Source organism: Vibrio sp. 10N.261.51.C6 (assembly GCF_041471785.1).
Classification (GTDB): Bacteria; Pseudomonadota; Gammaproteobacteria; order Enterobacterales; family Vibrionaceae; genus Vibrio; species Vibrio crassostreae_C.
In genome coordinates this window covers 16,111-34,463 of the sequence record NZ_JBFRPB010000069.1, presented here as the reverse complement: position 1 = coordinate 34,463, position 18,353 = coordinate 16,111, and the positions used below count along the sequence as shown (strand labels likewise).

The following is an 18,353-nucleotide window of genomic DNA, read 5'->3' as shown; positions in this document are numbered from 1 at the left end:
TTTAAAATTGTGCCGTTAACTATGTAAGGGATCTAACAAAGATAAACGGCATGAAAAAAACTACAAAACTACTCGCAGCGTCAATTGCATTCGCCAGTCTTCCTCTTTCAGCAGCAAACTACGCCATTGAAGCGCGTGGTGATGCGATGGGTGGTGTTGGTGTTGTTTCAGCAAACTTCCTAACTGCTCCATTCTATAACCCAGCACTTGTTGCGATTTATCGTCGTAATGATGACATGGGAATGATCACGCCAAGTTTTGGCGGTAATTATAATGACCCTAATAACTTAGTTGATGATATCGATAATTTAGTTGACAGCATTGAGTCAGGTACTGTGACTGGTTCTGATCTAGATGCTCTTAATGGTGATAGCCTGAATGTTGATTTAGGTGGTGTTGTAGCATTCGCTCTACCAAATCAGTATATTGCAGCAAACGTATTTGCAAAAGCATACACTGAATCATTTGTAACCCCTGATACATCTAGTGACGCTGCTAATAGTGACTTGGTTAATGCTGAGTTAACTGCTGTTAAAGCTGTTTCTATTGGCATTATGGAAGCTGGTATATCATTAGCAAAATATCAAACGTTCATGGGACAACATTTGTCGTTTGGTATTTCTCCAAAACTCCAAAGAATCTATACGTATAACTACATTGCCTCGGCACAAAACTACGATCTAAGTGATGTTCGAGAAAACGACACCGCGGAAACTACATTTAATATTGATGCAGGTGCGCTTTGGTTTTACGGCCCATTTAGAGTGGGTTTTTCTGCAACGAATATTATAGACCGTGAGATTGAAACTAAATCTGTTAGCCAACAGCTAACAAGCAGCACAGGGGCTACAAGAACAGTAACATCGAGTCATTCTTATAACCTGGGGCCTGTCTACACTGTTGGTGCGGGGATCGTTTCTGATTACTTTACGTTGAGTGTTGATTATGATTTGAATGAAGCAGAGAAGTTTACTTCGTTCGAAGACAACGAACAGATGATTCGTGTTGGTACTGAAGTCGACCTGTTACGTCAGCTTAAGCTAAGGGGAGGGTATTACAAGAACCTGGCTTACTCTGATTCAGAAGGAACAGTGACAGCTGGTGTTGGTATCTCGCCATTGAACTTGTTTCAGCTAGATCTAAGTGCTAACTACACGAATGAAAATGCAATGGGTGCATCCATCAATTTCCTTGCTAGTTACTAACAGTCCTTATATAGTTCTGCTCCTAAATAAAGGAGCAGAGCATGCTAAACGACTTACCAACCCTTTCTCACGAAGAACAACAGAAAGCTGTTGAACGAATTCAAGAAATGATGACCCAAGGCATCAGCACAGCGCAAGCTATCAAAATCGTTGCTGAGCAAATTCGTGAAGAAATGAGTAATAAAGAAGAGTAGGGCATCAGCCCTTCTTTTTTAACCCTTAGTGCACTATAACTAAATATATTACCCTCTAGTATATTATCTCGTACATACCAACTCTTTAGCTACCCTGAATTCCCGACCTATCCAAAACCATTAAATTCCTTTTATTCAGTAAGTTATGTCGGAGTGATCCACTTTTCAGGCATTTCTTGGCTTTGGGTTGTAATTAAATTACAGTAAGTTCTGAAAGTGAAACAATCGCCATCTCAGGTGTCAGTATTTGTGTCACCTTACCTAAGTGGCTAAATATATGGTGTTTTTACGGCTAGTGAGTTTGTGACTTGTATTTTGAACGGATGAGAATCCATGAATGTTCAGAAGCAGACAAATGATGATTTCATCGAAGAACAGAGTGAGACAATCCACAGCGGTAATGTTGAAAACCGATATCGCGAATGGCTTACCACCGCTTAGAGCAAGCTTCGTTGCCACATATGTGCTTTACAGAATAAGTATTTAAAAAGCTTACGAGGCGTAAGGTGTTGTGTAGAAGTCGATTAAGGAATGCGGCGCGTATCAATTTGAGAATGCTAAATTGATGTGTTTTCTATTGGGGAATGATAAGTCTAAGCGATAGAACTTGTTAGAAATAGGGTCGCTTTGAGCGCTGTAGTTGTCGTCGTGGTTACGTATGTAGAATCGAAACCTTGGCTCCTCTTGACCTTCATATTCTATATTGATGGTGACCGAATCGAACGTGGAGAGATCGAGCCCTTTATTTTGGGTCGATATAACGAACTCAATTTCACAGAAGGGTAAGCTATAGGTTTGTTCAAAGTCACACTGTAACTCAATTCCATCTTCTAGCTTATGTAATGAGCCTACGGTGCCACCATCGTGGTCTCTGTCTGTGTTAACGCGTGTAGGGTATTTGTCGGGTGTAATAATGTAGCTCTTATTCATGAGCGTATTAAAAGAGATCAACGACACTAGCGTGATTGCTAGGCAAAAATACGTGCCCAGCGACAGATATATGCCTAAATAGCGTTGTTTTTGTTCGGTATTTATACGAAAGGTAACGTTTTTAAGGGGATAATAATTTAACTGTGTAAATATACAGTTATTATTTGGGTTCTTTATTTTGTGTTCCATAGGACCAAGCTTTACCTGTACAGCTAGCTACAGTGTCACTTTACTTATTGATTACATGTGTCGATAAACATTATAAGCTTTCTAATCTCAGGCGGTAACACCATTGCGACTTCAAAGCAGGCATATCAGTTAGAGAAAACAAGTAAAGAAAAACTAAGCGCAATGGGTTTAAAGTAACTCTTAGGTTTATTACCAAAGCTACCTAAGTCCAATTGAACGTAATTTCAGGGCAAACCGTGATTATGGATCTCCCAAGTATCGGTGTTGTGTACCAGCAATAAGTGTAATGAATCTATGCAAACTGAACACAAAGTACTAACTCTAGAGAGAATCGTTAAGAAGGTTTGAAAAATCTGTGTGCGGGTCTACATAAGACACACGAACTTTATTAGTTGATGGATTTAAACGAGAGCTAAGCATGTGCAGTTGATAAGAAACATTGGTCGCGTGTGTGAAATCTGGAATAGAAACAACAGCAATGCTTACAAGAATTGCACACAGCGCAGCGAACCGTTAGTGCAAACAGAGAAGTGGCATATAAGTTAAACCAGACGGACAAAGTTTCGCGTCAATTAGATTTTCTGAATGAAGATTGAATTGTGTAGACGCTGGCCGTACATATAATTATTAGATTTCAAATGCGATAAGAAAACTCTGAACGGCGCAAGAAGCGTGAGAGTCAGTTGGAACAAGGATTTTAAGGACAAAAGATGAGAATACTACCTTTAGAATTAACTACACGTATTATTAACTGCGTATTATGTACGTTATGTTAAATGGTGTTTGGTATTTATAAGGCAGGTATCTTTGTGTGATGCCCTGCCTTTGTATTGTGCCGATATTCTCTAATTTATACTGTGTATTTAACCATACTAGCTATTTACCATAAAATACCTAATAACCAGTGATAATAATCTTCGATTTTAACCCTGGTATTAGTTAGAGATTAACCGCCAGCAAATTTAACTTTGTAGCCTTTCTTTTCAAGGTGCGCTTTGATCTTGTCGCGCGCGTCACCTTGAATTTCGATGTTGCCATCTTTTACTGAGCCACCGCAGCCGCAAACTTTCTTGAGTTCTGCTGCCATTAGTTTTAATGGTGCGTCATCTAGGTCTAAGCCAGTTACGACAGAAACGCCTTTGCCTTTACGGCCTTTGGTTTCTTTTTGGATTCGAACGATACCATCGCCTTTAGGACGTTGGACTTTCTCTTCTTCAGGCTTAATGCGACCTGTTTCTGTTGAATATACTAGGCTCATAATTTACTTCTTTTGTTGCTCTGCTTTTTGTTTTGCGAGTAAGTAAGCTTCTATATGGCGTTGGATTGCAACCTTGCCGCCTTTGATTAAGCGACCGTTAAACATGCAATACCACGCATTAGGCTCACCGGTGTCATTCTTGATTTGGTAGCCGTTGAAGTTTTCAGTCGAGCCACCAGTTCCTCTCGACTTATTTAATGATATGAATTCTTTTGGGTCAATAATAGATGCGGTATCAATCCACCAATCAATACTCTTTTTCACGGCAGCTAGGTTGCCCTGAATAACGTTGTTTTTTAACTTAGCACGCCAAACTGTGTTGTTAGCATCTATCGATTGAAGATGGACGCTTCGGTAAATTGAATTAGCCATATCTATTAATCATCTTTCTGTTTTCACTGCATTAATCATAAGTATACTAATAATGATATCAAGCATAATATGGTAAAAACACCTGTCGAGGTATGGTAATTTGAGAAAAAAAGTCCCTATTTTAACTGACTCTGTGATAATCAATTCATTTGTTGAAAAATTAAACAGCAACGCGACAATAGAAATTATAGATGAGTTGACAGGATTTCAATACTCTCGCAATTCACTGTTGGGCATTTACAGTGATTGGAATCGCTATCATGCGTTCTGTACCAAACATCGTATTAACACACTTCCCGCATCTATAACCGCTGTTCGTCGTTTTCTTGAAACGGAGTCTAACGATAGAAAATACGCATCGCTAAAACGTTACACTGCAACGCTTAGCATGTTACATACTGTGTTGAGCTTTGCTAACCCGATCAAGCACAGGCAAGTTCGCTTTACCCTACTCCACTTACAATCTCAAATGGCCGGTGACGCTAAACAAACCAATGCTATGACATCTGTGCATCTCACTGATTTGAATACGTTACTCTCCCATGAGAAAGCAAACCTGAAAGAGATCAGAGACATTGCTATTTATAACGTGATGTTCGAGTGTGCTTTAAAGCGCTCAGAGCTTAAGTTGTTATCGATGAGTGATGTTGAGTACGTTGAAGATCATTACCAAGTAACAGTCAAAGATTCGGCTTATCAGTTGTCACAAATAGCCAGTGTTGCACTTCAACGTTGGCTTTCGTTTACTGGTATACAAGATGACTTGCCAGTATTTCGTGCGATAGACAAGCATGAGAATATTGGTTTGCAGCCTTTAGATGATTCGTCCATCTATAGGATATTGAGAAGAGCTAGCGACTTACTTCAACTGCCAGAAAATCACCATTTCTCTGGAAATTCGATTCGTGTTGGTGCTGCACAAGAGTTGTCGAAAAAAGGTCTTAAGGTTAGAGAGATTCAGGACTTTGGTCGCTGGCTTAGCCCTGCCATGCCAGCCCAATATGTGGGTTTCACGGGAACGGCTGAGAGTGAGAAGATGAAGTTTAAGGCGCTAATACCTTGGCAATAAACGGTTCGTAATTACTTGGATATAAGTTGTGGCTAAATGATAGATTCGTAAAAAACGGCTAGCTTTAAAAACAAAAAGTGCCTTGGCGAAAGCTTAAGGCACTTTTGGGTTCAGCTCTAAGTGAACGAAAACGAGTTAGAAACCTAAGAAAGGCTTGTTCTCACGCAGTTTTCTAAGAACTGGCTGAATTTGTGGCCGTCATGCTCAACCATTTTAGGGAACATGGAGATTGGCGTCATACCTGGGAAGGTGTTGACTTCGTTCAGGTAGATCTCGTTGTCTTGCGTTAAAAAGAAGTCGATACGAGACAAGTGACGAAGCTTCATCTGGGTGAAGACTTTTCGTGCGCTGTCTGCAATCAATTCACGCTGTTCGTCAGTTAAATTATTTGCTTCAACTTCAGTGATCGAGTGGCTGTCTGCACTGTACTTCTCTTCGTAAGAGTAAAATGCGCCATTCGGTGCAATCACCTCACCCGGCTTGCTGATGTGTAGCTCGCCATCGATTTCATAAGCAGCAATTTCTAGCTCTCTAGGCACCACTGATTTCTCAACCAATACTTGGTCCGAGAAAGTGAACGCCTTGTTGATAGCCTCGCTTAAATCTTCTACTTGGTTAACTTGGTAACAACCTACAGAAGAACCTTGACGAGCCGCTTTCACAAACACTTTCCCCCACTTTTCAAATGCTTGAGTTGCTTGTGAGTGAGCTTGATCATTGTTGTCTGATAAGAACAGGTACGGCGTGTTTGGAATACCAAGTGCGTCGTACCAAAGCTTTGACGTGATTTTGTTAAAGCTGTTGTTGCTTGCTTCTGGACCACAACCTAGGTATGGAATTTTAGCCATTTCAAACAGTGATTGAATGTCACCTGTTTCACCTGGGAAACCGTGTATGCAAGGCACAATGAAATCGACTTTAGATGCTAAATTGTCACCGCGTAAGGTTTGGTCGTTAATATCAAGATAAACCAATTCACCTGAATCAAGACACCAGCCTTCGTTCTTAATTTCAACTCTTACAACGTTAAAATCTGCAACGCTATTAAGTTGATCAAAAAGGTAATTGGCTGAAACTAAAGATACTTCATGCTCTGAAGATCCACCGCCGCAAAGTAGAAGGATGTTTGTGGTGTTCATGGGTAAATTCGGTCCTTGAAACTAGGAGTACTGACTTCAATGATAAACAAAAGTCGAGATAGGTACAGTGTTTTGATTGTTAAAATTGCGTTCGAAAGATCGAGCGATTAACTATTAAACAAAACAGCGAGTCTTAAAACAAAAGAAGGAGCATTTGCCCCTTCTTTATGAATCAAAACTTAGTTCAACTTGTTAAGCGTTGGGTATTCAGAGTTCTTGATGTCATCAATGCTCTTAACGAACGGCTTCAAGTTTTGGAAAGTGTTCGGCAGTGTTGAGATTGCCTTTTTAGCTTCTAAGCGTGTTGCGTAGTCACCATAAAGTACCGTGAACCACTTAGTGCCGTTAACCATTTTGTAGTTTTCCCAAACTGGTTGAGAAGTCGTAGGTAGCATTTTCACGAAAGAATCGACTTTACTTTGGCTGCCAACAGCAACAACTTGAACTGTGTAACCAAAACGTTGGTTCATGTCTTGTTGTTTCTTGGTTGGGCCTGTCACTACTGCAACTGGCTTAGCTTGAGTCGTTTGAGCGACTTTCTGTTCAACAGGTTCGGTTCTGATCACGTTGACAACATTTTCTTCAACAACGCTTGTTTGCTCAGATTGAGATACAACTGGAGCTTCAACTTTTGCCGTTTTGTACTCTTCTTGATAACTATCTGAAGTGACATTGGTAACGTAGTCGTCAGATACACATGCAGCCAAGAGCAGTGGCAAAGTCACAATTGCAAATTTTTTCATGGAAAGCTCTATATCCTTAATAATAATTACTATAAATCATGCCGATACGTCGGTTTAGAATCAAGTTAACTTTGGGATTATACACCATTAGTGGGTGACCTATTTCACAAACTTTATGCAGGGTTTGCTTATTCATCTGAATTCGGTGAATTTGCCATCAACCTGTGAGTGCAAAGTAAGTTACGATGAACTTACGTGCATTGCTAGGATATGTCTATGAATCATCTTGATCCCCTACTTAAACCCCGTTCAATCGCTGTTGTTGGTGCTTCTCAACGAGAAACACGCGCAGGATATATTGTTATGAACAATTTGTTGCATGGGGATTTTAAAGGTGTGGTGATGCCGGTTACGCCGAAATATGATTCAGTGGCCGGTGTGCTTTCTTACAAGAACATTTTGTCGTTACCGATTGTTCCTGACCTCGCAATCTTGTGTACCAATGCGACCCGTAATGTCGCTATTTTTGAAGAACTGGCTGAGAAAGGTATAGCCTCTGTCATTGTGCTTTCTTCAGACATGCAGCAAGAAAGCGATAATGGTGAGACGTATGATGAACGATGCCTAGCGATTGCCAAAAAGCACAACATTCGAGTGTTGGGTTCCAATAGTTTGGGGGTGATTGTTCCTTGGTTAAATTTGAACGCCTCATTCTCTCCAGTGACAGCATTACCCGGTAAGATCGCCTTTGTTTCTCAGTCGGCAGCTGTGTGTACCACTATTCTCGATTGGGCTAATGACAAAGAGATCGGTTTTTCGGCGTTTATCTCTATAGGCAATGGTAGCGATATCGAATTCTCGGAGTTATTGGATTATCTCAGTACCGACTCTCACACCGAAGCGATATTGCTTTATGTAGACAGCATTACTGATGCGAGGCGCTTTATTTCTGCAGCGCGTGCGGCTTCGCGTAACCGACGAATTTTGGTGTTGAAAGGCGGTCGAACGGCGAAAGGCAGAGCCGCAGCAATGGCTCACACTGGCGGTGCCGACACATTAGATATTATTTATGATTCCGCAATCCGACGCAGCGGCATGCTACGAGTTAAGAACTTACATGAACTGTTTGCTGCGGTAGAAACACTGACTCATTCAGTACCATTGCGAGGCGAGCGCTTGGCTATTGTTACTAATGGTGGCGGCCCTGCGATTATGGCTGTGGACACCCTATTTGACCGCGGTGGTAAGCTCGCAGAGTTTTCAGAAGAGACACTTGATAAGTTGAACAAGGTTTTGCCATCGAGTTGGTCTCATAGCAATCCTATCGATATTGTCGGCGACGCTGGTGATCAACGTTATATCGACACTATAAACATCTTACTCGATGGCGATGAAGCAGACGCGATTCTTATCATGCACAGCCCTTCAGCGGTCGCACATTCCGCTAAAACGGCAGAACGAATTATTGAAGCGATTAAGAAGCACCCTCGCCACAAGCGCTTTAACATCCTGACGAATTGGTCTGGTGAGCTAACAGCAAGGCCCGCACGAAAGCTGTTTACCGAAGCGGGTTTCCCAACTTATCGGACCCCTGAAAGCTCTGTGGTCGCATTCATGCACTTAGTCGAGTACAGACGTAACCAACGTCAGTTAATGGAAACGCCGACCACTGCAGAAAAATTACACATTGAAGATCTAGCAGATGCGAAAGGTTGGATAGAAAGAAAACTACTGGATAAAGATACAGTTAGCCTTGATACTCACCAAAACAGTCAGTTTTTCAAGAGCTTCAACCTCGATGTGTTACCAACTTGGATCGCTTCTGACCCAAGTGAAGCGGTACACATCGCTGAAACGATCGGTTATCCCGTCGCAGTAAAATTACGTTCGCCGGATATTGCACATAAGTCAGACGTACAAGGCGTGATGCTCAATTTGCGAAACAGCAGTGAAGTTGCCAATGCGGCTCAGGCAATTCTCGATCGTTCTCAATTATCCTTCCCTACAGCAAACATCCACGGCTTGTTAATTCAAGGTATGGCTAAGCTCGCGGGCGGCCAAGAGTTGCGTATTAAGGTTACAACAGACGAAACCTTCGGCCCAATCATATTACTTGGACAAGGTGGTTCGGAGTGGGATGAGTCGATTGATGCCGCAGCTGCTTTTCCACCGCTCAACATGACACTGGCGCGTTACTTGATTATTCGAGCGATAAAAAGCGGCAAGATTCGTCTACAAAAACTCCCAAACCCCATCGATATAGAAGGTTTGTCTGAGTTATTGGTACGTATATCGCAAATGGTAGTGGATTGCCCTGAAATACATGATTTGGATATCCATCCAGTACTGGCCAATGGTGACAAGTTCACGATATTAGATGCCGATATCATCTTGAAAGCGTACGAAGGCGATCCACAGGAACGTCTTGCGATTCGCCCTTATCCGGTCGAGCTTGAAGAACGTATCCAGCTAAAAGATGGAACCGAAGTGTTGTTACGCCCTATTCTTCCCGAAGATGAACCGCTTCATGCTGACTTCATTAACCGTGTGTCTAAGGAAGATCTCTATAAGCGTTTCTTTAGTGATGTCGGTGAATTCAATCATGAGGCGTTGGCGAATTTCACTCAGATTGATTTCGATAGAGAAATCGCCTTTGTGGTCGTTCGCGAGGAACAAGGCGTTCCAGCGATCATCGGCGTGTCCCGTGCGCTGATTAACCCTGAGAACACAGACGCCGAATTCGCAATATTGATTCGTTCTGACCTTAAAGGTGTTGGTCTAGGTCGCATTCTTATGACCAAGGTTATCGATTACTGCCGTGCGAAGCAGACCAAGCAGATGTCGGGTATGACGATGCCAACCAATAGAGGGATGCTGACACTAGCTCAAAAGCTCGGTTTTAAGCTAGATATCAGCTTTGAAGATGGTACTGCAGATATGGTGTTACCGTTACTTTAACGCCCATGTCTTTTTAAGATGTTGGATACACCAAGACTTGGCGTCGCCCATTTTGTTGCGTCGCCAAGCCATAACAATATCGATCGGTTGTGGTTCTGTACCGGAGATCTGCTGTAGTACGCCAGATTCAATCAAAGGTTTAGCGACACTATTCGGTAAGGTGCCAATCCCTAGTCCTGATGTCAAAGCCTCTACTTTCGCAGGAAAGCTTGTCACGGTTAAACGTGGCTGTTTCTCTAGAATATTGATGCTTAGTGCTGGCTGATCGCGTGCGGTGTCTGCAATGGCAATAACCCTGTAACTTTCTCTCGCCTTCTGATCGAATTCACCAGAACGATTGTGAACATAGTGGCTTGATGCCGCGACCCACACCATCTCCATTTTACCAATTACGTCACTTTTCATATCGTTTGGAATTGTATCGAGCTTAGGGCATATCAATAAGTCAGCACGACCATCTGTGAGAGATTCCCAACAACCCGCTAAGATTTCCTCTTGCAAACGAACGCGTGTTTTACTGATTTTTCCTAGTTCATCTACCAGTGGGAAAAAGTTAGCAATCGGGATAATGCCATCAAAGGCGATGGTCAAATCGAGCTCCCAACCATTGGCTAGAATGCTTGCCTCGTTAACAAGACGTTCTGTAGCTCCAAGAATGATTCTACCTTGCTCAAGTATCAACTGACCCGCTTCCGTGAAATTTGCACGGTGGCCTGAGCGGTCAAAAATCATGATGTCTAGATCTTGTTCAAGCTTCTGTATTTGATAGCTGAGTGATGAAGGCGCTCTGTCCATTTCATTGGCCGCGGCGGCGAAACTTCCACGTCGGTCGATGGCGTCTAGGATGTGTAACGCTTCAAGTGTTATTGGACTATGCATAGCTTTCCTACTTTATAAATGAGACTTGAATCACAAAAACAGAAGCATTCAGGCTGTGAATGGAACTGTAAAAGTCTTTTTAATACAGATATTTAAGAGTATTAATTATGAGTTAGTTGATAAAATTGAAAATTATTTAAATGCAAATAATAGTAATTATCATTTAGATCCAATATTATATTTCGCAAATCAAGATAATACTATGGAACTAAGGTAACTATCAGATGTATAAGCAATCCCTGCTCTCTGCTTCAATCGTTTTAGCGCTTTCATCAACATCAGCCTTTGCTGAAGATTATGCCCTATTTGACGAGGTTGTTGTATCTTCGACTCGTACTAATCAACAACTTGAAGATGTTGCTGCGTCGGTAACTGTGATTAACGATAAAGATATCGAAAAAAACATGGTTACGGATGTAGAAGACTTATTTAAGTACACACCAGGTGTCACGGTGACTACGAATTCTCGCCAAGGGATTCAAGGTATTAACATTCGTGGTATGGAAGGTAACCGAGTAAAGGTTATCGTTGATGGAGTATCACAAACTAGCCAATTTACTCCAAGTGGTACTCAGTCATATAACTTCATTAACTCTTCACGCATTGATGTCGATACGGATATGTTGAAGTCTGTCGAGATTGTTAAAGGTGCGGCTTCTTCTCTGTATGGTTCTGACGCGATTGGTGGTATTGCTGCGTTCGAAACAAAAGACCCGAGTGACTTTTTAAAAGACAAAGACTTCGGTGGCCACGCGAAGTTCAACTACTCTTCATCTGATAATACCTTTAGCGAATCGGTTGCTTTAGCAAATCGTATTGGCGACCTAAAAACGTTAGTTGCTTATACTCGCAGAGACGGTGAGCAAACTGATAACTTTGGTACACCTGATGAGCAAGATACTCAGAACAACAACTTGTTGGTTAAGCTTCAGTACCAATTAAACGAACAACACCGTTTAGAGTTTTCTGGTAACTTCATTGAGAATTCTGGTGATACCGATTTAAATAGTGCAAGTTACACCGACTACACTGGCGAAGACACAACTAGCCAACAGCAAATCGGTATCAAACATATTTGGGATGCTGACCTAGCGTTTGCAGATACTATTACTTGGCAAGCTGACTGGCTGAGCAAAGAAGAGAATGGCGTAACTAATCGTACTTCTAATGGCGGTATGTTCCTACCTCCGGCAGGTAATGTTCAGAAAAAGGACTATATCTACGAGGATGAAGGTTATCAATTTGATGTGCAATTCGATAAGTTCTTCATGACGGGTAATGTAGAAAACTACTTTATCTATGGCGCTTCATATTCGGACAAAGACATTAAAAACGTTAATAACGAATATAACTCCATCAGCGCAGACCAAGTTATTTTCTACATCCCTGCCGCATCTGAAAGAAAATATGGATTCTTTGCTCAAAATGAAATGACGATCGGAAATTGGATGATTACTCCGGGTGTTCGTTTTGATGGTTTTGAAACTGATCCAGGTGATACAAGTCAAAACCCAAGTGGTAACCCAGAAGAGTCTTATGCAAAATATTCAGACTCAGCTGTTACCGGACGTTTGGGTACAACTTACACGCTTAATGATGAAAATAAGATCTTCGGTCAAATCAGCCAAGGCTTTAGAGCTCCTGATTTCCAAGAGCTTTACTACTCATTTGGTAATCCTGCTCACGGTTATTTGAATGCCCCTAACCCTGACTTAGAAGCTGAAGAAAGTATTTCATACGAGTTAGGTTGGCGTCATAACACAAATTATTCATCAAGCGAAATCGCTATCTTCTACAGCGATTATGATAACTTTATTGATAACGTAGCAGTTAGTGGCTCAGCCACTCCGGCCGATCCAACAATATATCAGAATGTAAACATTGATGAAGCCGTAATTAAAGGTATCGAAGCGTCAAATACACAGTCTTGGAATAGCTTCATGCCAGTGAAAGGTGTTAGTACTCGTGTTTCTGCAACGTATACTGAAGGTGAAGATGGCGAAGGTAATCCTCTTAACAGTGTAAACCCTTGGAACGCTGTCGTTGGTTTTAACTATGATGCTCCTTCAGCACTATGGGGTACATCACTTAACATAAGCTACACAGCAGGTAAGAAGTCTAGTGATATCAACAGCGATGGTTTGAATGATGAAATTCTACCAATTGATTCAGCAACTGTAGTTGACCTAACAGCATACTACTTGCCGATGAAGGATCTTACGCTTAGAGCAGGTCTCTTCAACGTTACGGATGAAGAGTACTACTCGTGGAATGACGTTCGTGGATTCTCACAAGAAGATAAAGATTACACGCAAGCAGGTCGTAACTGGTCAATTACAGCTAAATACGAATTCTAACTCGTTAGAAAACTTAACGACAGAATCTGATACAGCAGAAACTAAAAAGCCAGCTTAATTGCTGGCTTTTAATTTATTTCACTAAAAAATTGTATAAAAAAGGTAATAAGTGAAATTACTTCTCTGCCATCTCTTTTTTAACCATTACTGCAGCAGCAACGATGAAAGTGATGATTAGGCCTAGTTCCATGATTAACTCCAAAGAAAATTAACATTAAACATATAATTCGCGAGCATAATAACACAGCGGATACAGAATGATACTTTTTAACCACTAATTTACTTTTTATTCGATTAAGATCAAAAAAGATGCCCGAAAGCATCTTTTAATTTTTGAATCATTCACGAAACCACTAGGTTAACCAGGGAATCCATTCGGGTTTGTTGACTGCCAGCGCCATGTATCTTCGGTCATTTCAGCCAATGTGCGGCTTGCATTCCAGCCCAGTTCTTTCTGAGCTTTAGCTGGATCTGCCCAACACTCTGCGATGTCACCAGGACGGCGTTCAACTAGCTTGTAAGGGATCTCTTTACCGCTTGCTTGTTCGAATGCTTTAACCATGTCTAACACACTTGAACCGTTACCCGTACCAAGGTTGTAGATATGAAGACCGTCTTTGCACCCTACTTTCTCAAGCGCTGCGATGTGGCCATCAGACAGATCCATTACGTGGATGTAATCGCGAACGCCAGTCCCGTCTTTTGTTGGATAATCGCTACCAAATACAGATAGGAATTCACGGCGGCCCACTGCTACTTGAGAGACAAATGGCATTAGGTTATTTGGGATACCTTGCGGGTCTTCACCTAGCTCACCACTTGGATGTGAACCTACAGGGTTAAAGTAACGCAGCAGTGTAATGCTCCAATCAGGATTGGCTTTTTGGAAATCGGTTAAACACTCTTCAACCATTAGTTTACTACGACCATATGGGTTGGTAGCGCTTGTTGGGAAGTCTTCAGTAATTGGCACACTTGCAGGATCACCGTATACCGTTGCTGAAGAGCTAAATACCAAGGTTTTTACACCCGCATCACGCATTGCATCAACAAGAACTAAAGTGCCGTTTACGTTGTTGTCGTAGTATTCAAGAGGCTTTTCCACAGACTCTCCGACGGCTTTCAGACCAGCAAAATGGATAACCGCTTCGATGTTGTGTTGCTTCATAGTTTCAGTCAAAAGCGCTTTATCACGAACGTCACCTTCAATGAAGTTGGGACGAACGCCCGAGACTTTTTCGATGCGCTCTAGAACGCTTGGTTTGCTGTTGTATAAGCTATCAAAAAGTACAGGTGTCATACCTGCGTTGATCATCTGGATACTTGTATGGCTACCAATGTAACCCATGCCACCTGTAACTAAAACATTCATGCTTAGCAGACCTTTTAATTAAAAATATTCAACCTATCACTTATGATACAACAACTTAGGGTGAGCTCACAAACACCGGTGCCTATTTACCCTCACGAGCGAACACAAACTGACCTTTTCCTTTGCGTTTCGCTTGGTACATAGCCTCATCAGCAACCTTTAGAATCACGTCAATATCACGCTCTGAGCCATCAACTAAATTGATACCTAAGCTCGCCCCAACATGAAGTGAACGCTGTTTATAATTCACTTCTTGCCCGATCAGATCCAACAATCGCTCGGCTAACTTCGCTAATAAGACTTTGTTTGTCTGTTTAATAATAAGAACAAATTCATCACCCGACAAACGTGCAACCAAATCCCCCGCTCTTACCTGAGATAATAACCGGTTTGACACTTCTTTAAGGATTTCGTCACCCGCATCGTGACCATAGTTGTCATTCACTTCTTTGAAGCCATCCAAATCCAAGTAAATAACCGCAAAATGCTGATTTGAATAGTGGCTCGACGTGACAACATCATCCATAACCTTATACAGCTGCGCTCTATTCGCTAACCCGGTTAATGCATCGTGATGAGCCAAGTGTTCGAGTCTTTCCATCTCTTTAACGTTGGATAAATCAGACAGCGTTAATACCATATCAAACTCGTCTTTCTCGTTGTCTGAGGCAATTCGATTCACTTTGACAAACATTGGAACTAACGTGCCGGACGCGCTTTTCTCCCACACTTCGCCTTGCCATTGACCATAGTTGTCTAACGAACTGCGAATTGTCGGCATCAATGATGAAAATTGCTGCCACGAAAATACTTCAAATGGTGTTTTGCCCACCAGCAGATCAGAGTGATAACCGAGAAGTTGTGTGATCGCCGGGTTAACCATGGTTATCACATTGGATGAGTTGAGCACGATCAAGCCGTCTTTACTGTTTTCGAAAACACCCGCAGCGATACGCTGGCGACTCATGGCCGTTTCCATCCCCGTGACATCTTGGATTGCATAAAGAATACGACCGTGCTTTGGCAACGAACGGCTACTCACACGAAGCCAGCGTTTTGAGTGAAAGAGATCGGTGGTTTCGAGTAGTTCGTCATTGAGCTCAATCTTAGCGTCGATAACCTCTTGTAAGAGCCCAGTTTGCTTTGTCGCGATCAACTCTTGGATCAACAAATTTTCAAGAAACGCTTCGGTACATTTAAAAATGTCACGAGTAGCAGCGTTCGCATGAACGATGAACCCTTTTTCATCGGCTACCAACAACGAGTGCTGAACAGTTTCAATTACCTCATTTGCAAACGACTTTTCTTCTTGTAGTTTATCGAGCGTAAAATTGATTTGGTTGTCACGATGTTGAAGTCTTTCGAGCATGGTATTAAAAGCTCGAACCAGATCCCCTATCTCATCGTGGTTCGTTGCGACTAATTTTGGTTGTTCTGAACGACGTTCAACAAAAGCTTGCATCGCCTCATTAAGGTCAAACATTGGATCGATAATCAAGCGTTGAACCAATTTGACCAATCCCCCGCCTAAGATCACAAGAAACAGCAAGTAGACGGCCGCAACCTTGAAAATATTCGTTAAGATCGTATTAAACGTTTCTTTTGATATTGTCACTCTCAAGTTAGCGATCACAGCGTCATCCAGCGTCACCGGAACAAGCAAAAAGATGAAATTCTCGGAGATTGCAAATTGGTGATCCGCGATGTCATTTAATTCATCGGTATTCGGCCTTGGAACCAGCGTATTACTGACTTGATAACTCGCAAAAAGCTGTTCATTAATGTCATAGAGCTTCACCCTGACGATATCTTTATCCGCAACGAAGGCTGACAAAATCTCCTGAGCCGAAGATTTATCCTCAAATAGAATCGCGGCTTGTAGGTTATAAGCAACACCTTGTGCTAACACTTTAACTCGCTGAATAAGACTCTCTTTCTCTCGCTCAAAAGTGACAGTGTAATTAATTGATTGAATCGTCACAAAAGTAACTGCGATGAAGATGACAATCGGTAATATCAGCTTGTTTTTAATCGATATGTTATTAATGAAAGACAACATTATTGGCCCTCCACTATAGCGATTCGTAACAGGTTTGAGCCAATGACGTATTCACCGCGTCTTGCATTCACTAAGTTGATCTTAGGCTTTAGCTTATTATCGATGTGCGTTAGCTCAATGACTCCTCCCATGTCCGTAAAGTTTGGGATATCGCTAATCGTCACAGTATGTGGTGAGTGGGCTTTACGGCTAAATTCATCATTATCGAGATCAGATAGATAAGTGATATCACACTTAGGAGTCACCAATTGATGTACTTGAATAGCGAGAGAACGAATAGATTTCCCTTGTGTAATCGACGTCAGTGCTTTGCTTACCTTCTCATCGCCAATCACACAGAAGTTAACCGTATTCATGGTGCTCTCGTCGTTCCAACGAATAAAGTTGGCAATTCTAAAAAGGTACACCGCTTTCACTTCATAAGGCTTGAAACTAGCCGCCGATGTATTCAAAGGCACAATAAACATAGCTATAGTGGCAAGGCTGAGTTTCGTAAAACCGAGCTTAATACGGTACTTGAGCCACTTAGAATTCATGAGAGATCCTCACATATACGGACTCTTGGTTGACACAAATCTCGGTAAGTTTTTGTGTCACTTTCGAAGCCGTTTCCATTTCGACATCTAACATAGACAACTCTTCAAGGCTCATCGACATGAGCTGGTCTAGAGAGTTTTCTTGAGCAGAGACAAAAACAGGTATCGTTAATGCTAGTCCTAAGCAAACCTGGCGCGATATCATGTGCTCACCTAATATACAGATAGATATTAATCCTTTAATCAATAGTTCAACTATATATGAAATGCCATACTGGTAAATTTTCGGTGTCGAAAATTTGAGTCAGGTCACTGTTTATTTATGGCATTTATAAGACCGTCATTACTTACCTCAACGTAAAGGATTAGCACCACGTGACAACGAAGATTTTGCTTAATTGCGACATGGGAGAAAGTTTCGGCAATTGGAAGATGGGCGATGATGAGTCGGTCATGGAATGGGTCGATATGGCAAACATCGCTTGTGGCTTTCACGCGTCTGATCCGCACGTTATGTCCAAAACCATAAAACTGGCGCAGCACTATCACACCCAAATTGGTGCTCATCCCGGTTATCAAGATCTCGTTGGTTTTGGTCGCCGTTCTATTCCACACACCATGGACGAAATCAGTGAGCTGGTTTGTTATCAAGTCGGTGCATTACAAGCCCTTTGCCGCTATCACCATACCACTGTTGGCTATGTGAAACCTCATGGCGCTCTTTATAACGATATGATGGCAAACATTGATGTGTTCAATGCGGTAGCCCAAGCCGTCGCTGAGTTTAACATCCCGTTGATGATTCTCTCTTCATCAGACAATCAACAGTATTTGGATATTGCTGACGACCATGACTTGCCTCTCTTGTTTGAAGCGTTTGCCGACCGTGCTTATTTAAATAACGGACAATTAGCGCCACGCACTCAAAAAGGCTCGGTTTACGTCAATCAAGACGATATCTATAACCAAGTTATGCAAATCATTAACTATGGTTCGGTTACGACTTTAGAGGGCGAAAGACTGCCTATTGAAGCTGATACTATCTGTGTTCATGGTGATAACCCTCAATCCATCGCATTAATTAGAAAAATCAGACAAGACCTCAACGCTTTTAATTAGTATGAAGCGTGTGATTGGTATGACGCATGGTCTA

The 18,353-nt window shown here is 41.9% G+C and carries 14 protein-coding genes and 1 pseudogene; 6 read left to right on the top strand and 9 right to left on the bottom strand.

The genetic code is table 11. The features are described from left to right. Positions 1–50: 50 nt before the first annotated feature. Entirely contained in the window at positions 51–1,205 is a 1,155-nt protein-coding gene (locus tag AB4375_RS18485) for a conjugal transfer protein TraF (RefSeq protein WP_017069084.1), read from the top strand. Positions 1,206–1,246: 41 nt separating this feature from the next. After that, positions 1,247–1,399 carry a YoaH family protein gene (locus AB4375_RS18480; protein ID WP_004731009.1) on the top strand — a complete coding sequence of 51 codons (153 nt, stop codon included), beginning with the start codon at positions 1,247–1,249 and terminating at the stop codon, positions 1,397–1,399. A 546-nt stretch (positions 1,400–1,945) separates the two neighbouring features. On the opposite strand, the pseudogene AB4375_RS18475 reads toward AB4375_RS18480, so the two are convergent. The 3 genes and pseudogenes from AB4375_RS18475 to AB4375_RS18465 all read right to left on the bottom strand — a co-directional run. Then, positions 1,946–2,434 (bottom strand): annotated as a pseudogene (locus AB4375_RS18475) (GGDEF domain-containing protein); the annotation flags it as partial. A gap of 1,030 nt (positions 2,435–3,464) precedes the next feature. Further along, entirely contained in the window at positions 3,465–3,776 is a 312-nt protein-coding gene (gene yciH / locus AB4375_RS18470) for a stress response translation initiation inhibitor YciH (RefSeq protein ID WP_008221404.1), read from the bottom strand. A 3-nt stretch (positions 3,777–3,779) separates the two neighbouring features. Then, positions 3,780–4,148 carry a DUF3319 domain-containing protein gene (locus tag AB4375_RS18465; protein WP_372052244.1) on the bottom strand — a complete coding sequence of 123 codons (369 nt, stop codon included), beginning with the start codon at positions 4,146–4,148 and terminating at the stop codon, positions 3,780–3,782. Positions 4,149–4,248: 100 nt separating this feature from the next. Between AB4375_RS18465 and AB4375_RS18460 the strand changes: the two genes are divergently transcribed. Continuing rightward, the gene (locus tag AB4375_RS18460; RefSeq protein ID WP_372052243.1) at positions 4,249–5,217 is read left to right on the top strand and encodes a tyrosine-type recombinase/integrase; all 969 of its coding nucleotides are present in this window, start codon (positions 4,249–4,251) and stop codon (positions 5,215–5,217) included. A 143-nt stretch (positions 5,218–5,360) separates the two neighbouring features. Here AB4375_RS18460 and AB4375_RS18455 read toward each other — a convergent pair whose 3' ends face one another. Both AB4375_RS18455 and AB4375_RS18450 read right to left on the bottom strand, forming a co-directional pair. Continuing rightward, positions 5,361–6,356, bottom strand: coding sequence for a D-alanine--D-alanine ligase (locus AB4375_RS18455; protein WP_017069920.1), 996 nt, complete (start codon positions 6,354–6,356; stop codon positions 5,361–5,363). Positions 6,357–6,535: 179 nt separating this feature from the next. Beyond that, entirely contained in the window at positions 6,536–7,099 is a 564-nt protein-coding gene (locus AB4375_RS18450) for an SPOR domain-containing protein (RefSeq protein WP_017069919.1), read from the bottom strand. Positions 7,100–7,315: 216 nt separating this feature from the next. Between AB4375_RS18450 and AB4375_RS18445 the strand changes: the two genes are divergently transcribed. Beyond that, a complete protein-coding gene (locus AB4375_RS18445; protein WP_372052241.1) occupies positions 7,316–9,997 on the top strand; it encodes a GNAT family N-acetyltransferase in 2,682 nt (893 codons plus the stop codon). Here AB4375_RS18445 and AB4375_RS18440 read toward each other — a convergent pair. Beyond that, on the bottom strand, positions 9,989–10,876 hold the full coding sequence (locus AB4375_RS18440) for a LysR family transcriptional regulator (protein ID WP_065584957.1): 888 nt from the start codon (positions 10,874–10,876) through the stop codon (positions 9,989–9,991). The genes AB4375_RS18445 and AB4375_RS18440 overlap by 9 nt on opposite strands. 224 nt (positions 10,877–11,100) lie before the next feature. On the opposite strand from AB4375_RS18440, the gene AB4375_RS18435 reads away from it, so the two are divergent. Then, complete coding sequence (locus AB4375_RS18435) at positions 11,101–13,233, top strand: TonB-dependent hemoglobin/transferrin/lactoferrin family receptor (RefSeq protein ID WP_372052240.1); 2,133 nt, start codon at positions 11,101–11,103, stop codon at positions 13,231–13,233. Between the two features lie 358 nt (positions 13,234–13,591). Here the strand turns inward: AB4375_RS18435 and galE are convergent, their stop codons facing one another. The 3 genes from galE to AB4375_RS18420 all read right to left on the bottom strand — a co-directional run bounded on the left by galE (position 13,592) and on the right by AB4375_RS18420 (position 17,200). After that, positions 13,592–14,605: a UDP-glucose 4-epimerase GalE gene (gene galE / locus AB4375_RS18430; protein WP_017060088.1), complete on the bottom strand. Its 1,014-nt coding sequence runs from the start codon at positions 14,603–14,605 to the stop codon at positions 13,592–13,594. A gap of 82 nt (positions 14,606–14,687) precedes the next feature. After that, the gene (locus AB4375_RS18425) at positions 14,688–16,664 is read right to left on the bottom strand and encodes a diguanylate cyclase domain-containing protein (RefSeq protein WP_372052238.1); all 1,977 of its coding nucleotides are present in this window, start codon (positions 16,662–16,664) and stop codon (positions 14,688–14,690) included. Next, complete coding sequence (locus AB4375_RS18420; RefSeq protein ID WP_102394476.1) at positions 16,664–17,200, bottom strand: YfiR family protein; 537 nt, start codon at positions 17,198–17,200, stop codon at positions 16,664–16,666. The genes AB4375_RS18425 and AB4375_RS18420 overlap by 1 nt, the downstream gene beginning before the upstream one ends. Positions 17,201–17,575: 375 nt before the next feature. Here AB4375_RS18420 and AB4375_RS18415 point away from each other — a divergent pair, with 375 nt between their 5' ends. Further along, positions 17,576–18,319, top strand: coding sequence for a 5-oxoprolinase subunit PxpA (locus tag AB4375_RS18415; RefSeq protein WP_017060084.1), 744 nt, complete (start codon positions 17,576–17,578; stop codon positions 18,317–18,319). Positions 18,320–18,353 lie beyond the last annotated feature (34 nt).

What these genes read in the sequence shown, in the direction of transcription:
- AB4375_RS18485 (WP_017069084.1), top strand. Translation starts at nt 51, where the DNA reads ATGAAAAAAACTACAAAACTACTCGCAGCGTCAATTGCATTCGCCAGT.
- AB4375_RS18480 (WP_004731009.1), top strand. Translation starts at nt 1,247, where the DNA reads ATGCTAAACGACTTACCAACCCTTTCTCACGAAGAACAACAGAAAGCT.
- yciH (WP_008221404.1), bottom strand. Translation starts at nt 3,776, where the DNA reads ATGAGCCTAGTATATTCAACAGAAACAGGTCGCATTAAGCCTGAAGAA.
- AB4375_RS18465 (WP_372052244.1), bottom strand. Translation starts at nt 4,148, where the DNA reads ATGGCTAATTCAATTTACCGAAGCGTCCATCTTCAATCGATAGATGCT.
- AB4375_RS18455 (WP_017069920.1), bottom strand. Translation starts at nt 6,356, where the DNA reads ATGAACACCACAAACATCCTTCTACTTTGCGGCGGTGGATCTTCAGAG.
- AB4375_RS18450 (WP_017069919.1), bottom strand. Translation starts at nt 7,099, where the DNA reads ATGAAAAAATTTGCAATTGTGACTTTGCCACTGCTCTTGGCTGCATGT.
- AB4375_RS18445 (WP_372052241.1), top strand. Translation starts at nt 7,316, where the DNA reads ATGAATCATCTTGATCCCCTACTTAAACCCCGTTCAATCGCTGTTGTT.
- AB4375_RS18440 (WP_065584957.1), bottom strand. Translation starts at nt 10,876, where the DNA reads ATGCATAGTCCAATAACACTTGAAGCGTTACACATCCTAGACGCCATC.
- AB4375_RS18435 (WP_372052240.1), top strand. Translation starts at nt 11,101, where the DNA reads ATGTATAAGCAATCCCTGCTCTCTGCTTCAATCGTTTTAGCGCTTTCA.
- galE (WP_017060088.1), bottom strand. Translation starts at nt 14,605, where the DNA reads ATGAATGTTTTAGTTACAGGTGGCATGGGTTACATTGGTAGCCATACA.
- AB4375_RS18425 (WP_372052238.1), bottom strand. Translation starts at nt 16,664, where the DNA reads ATGTTGTCTTTCATTAATAACATATCGATTAAAAACAAGCTGATATTA.
- AB4375_RS18420 (WP_102394476.1), bottom strand. Translation starts at nt 17,200, where the DNA reads ATGAATTCTAAGTGGCTCAAGTACCGTATTAAGCTCGGTTTTACGAAA.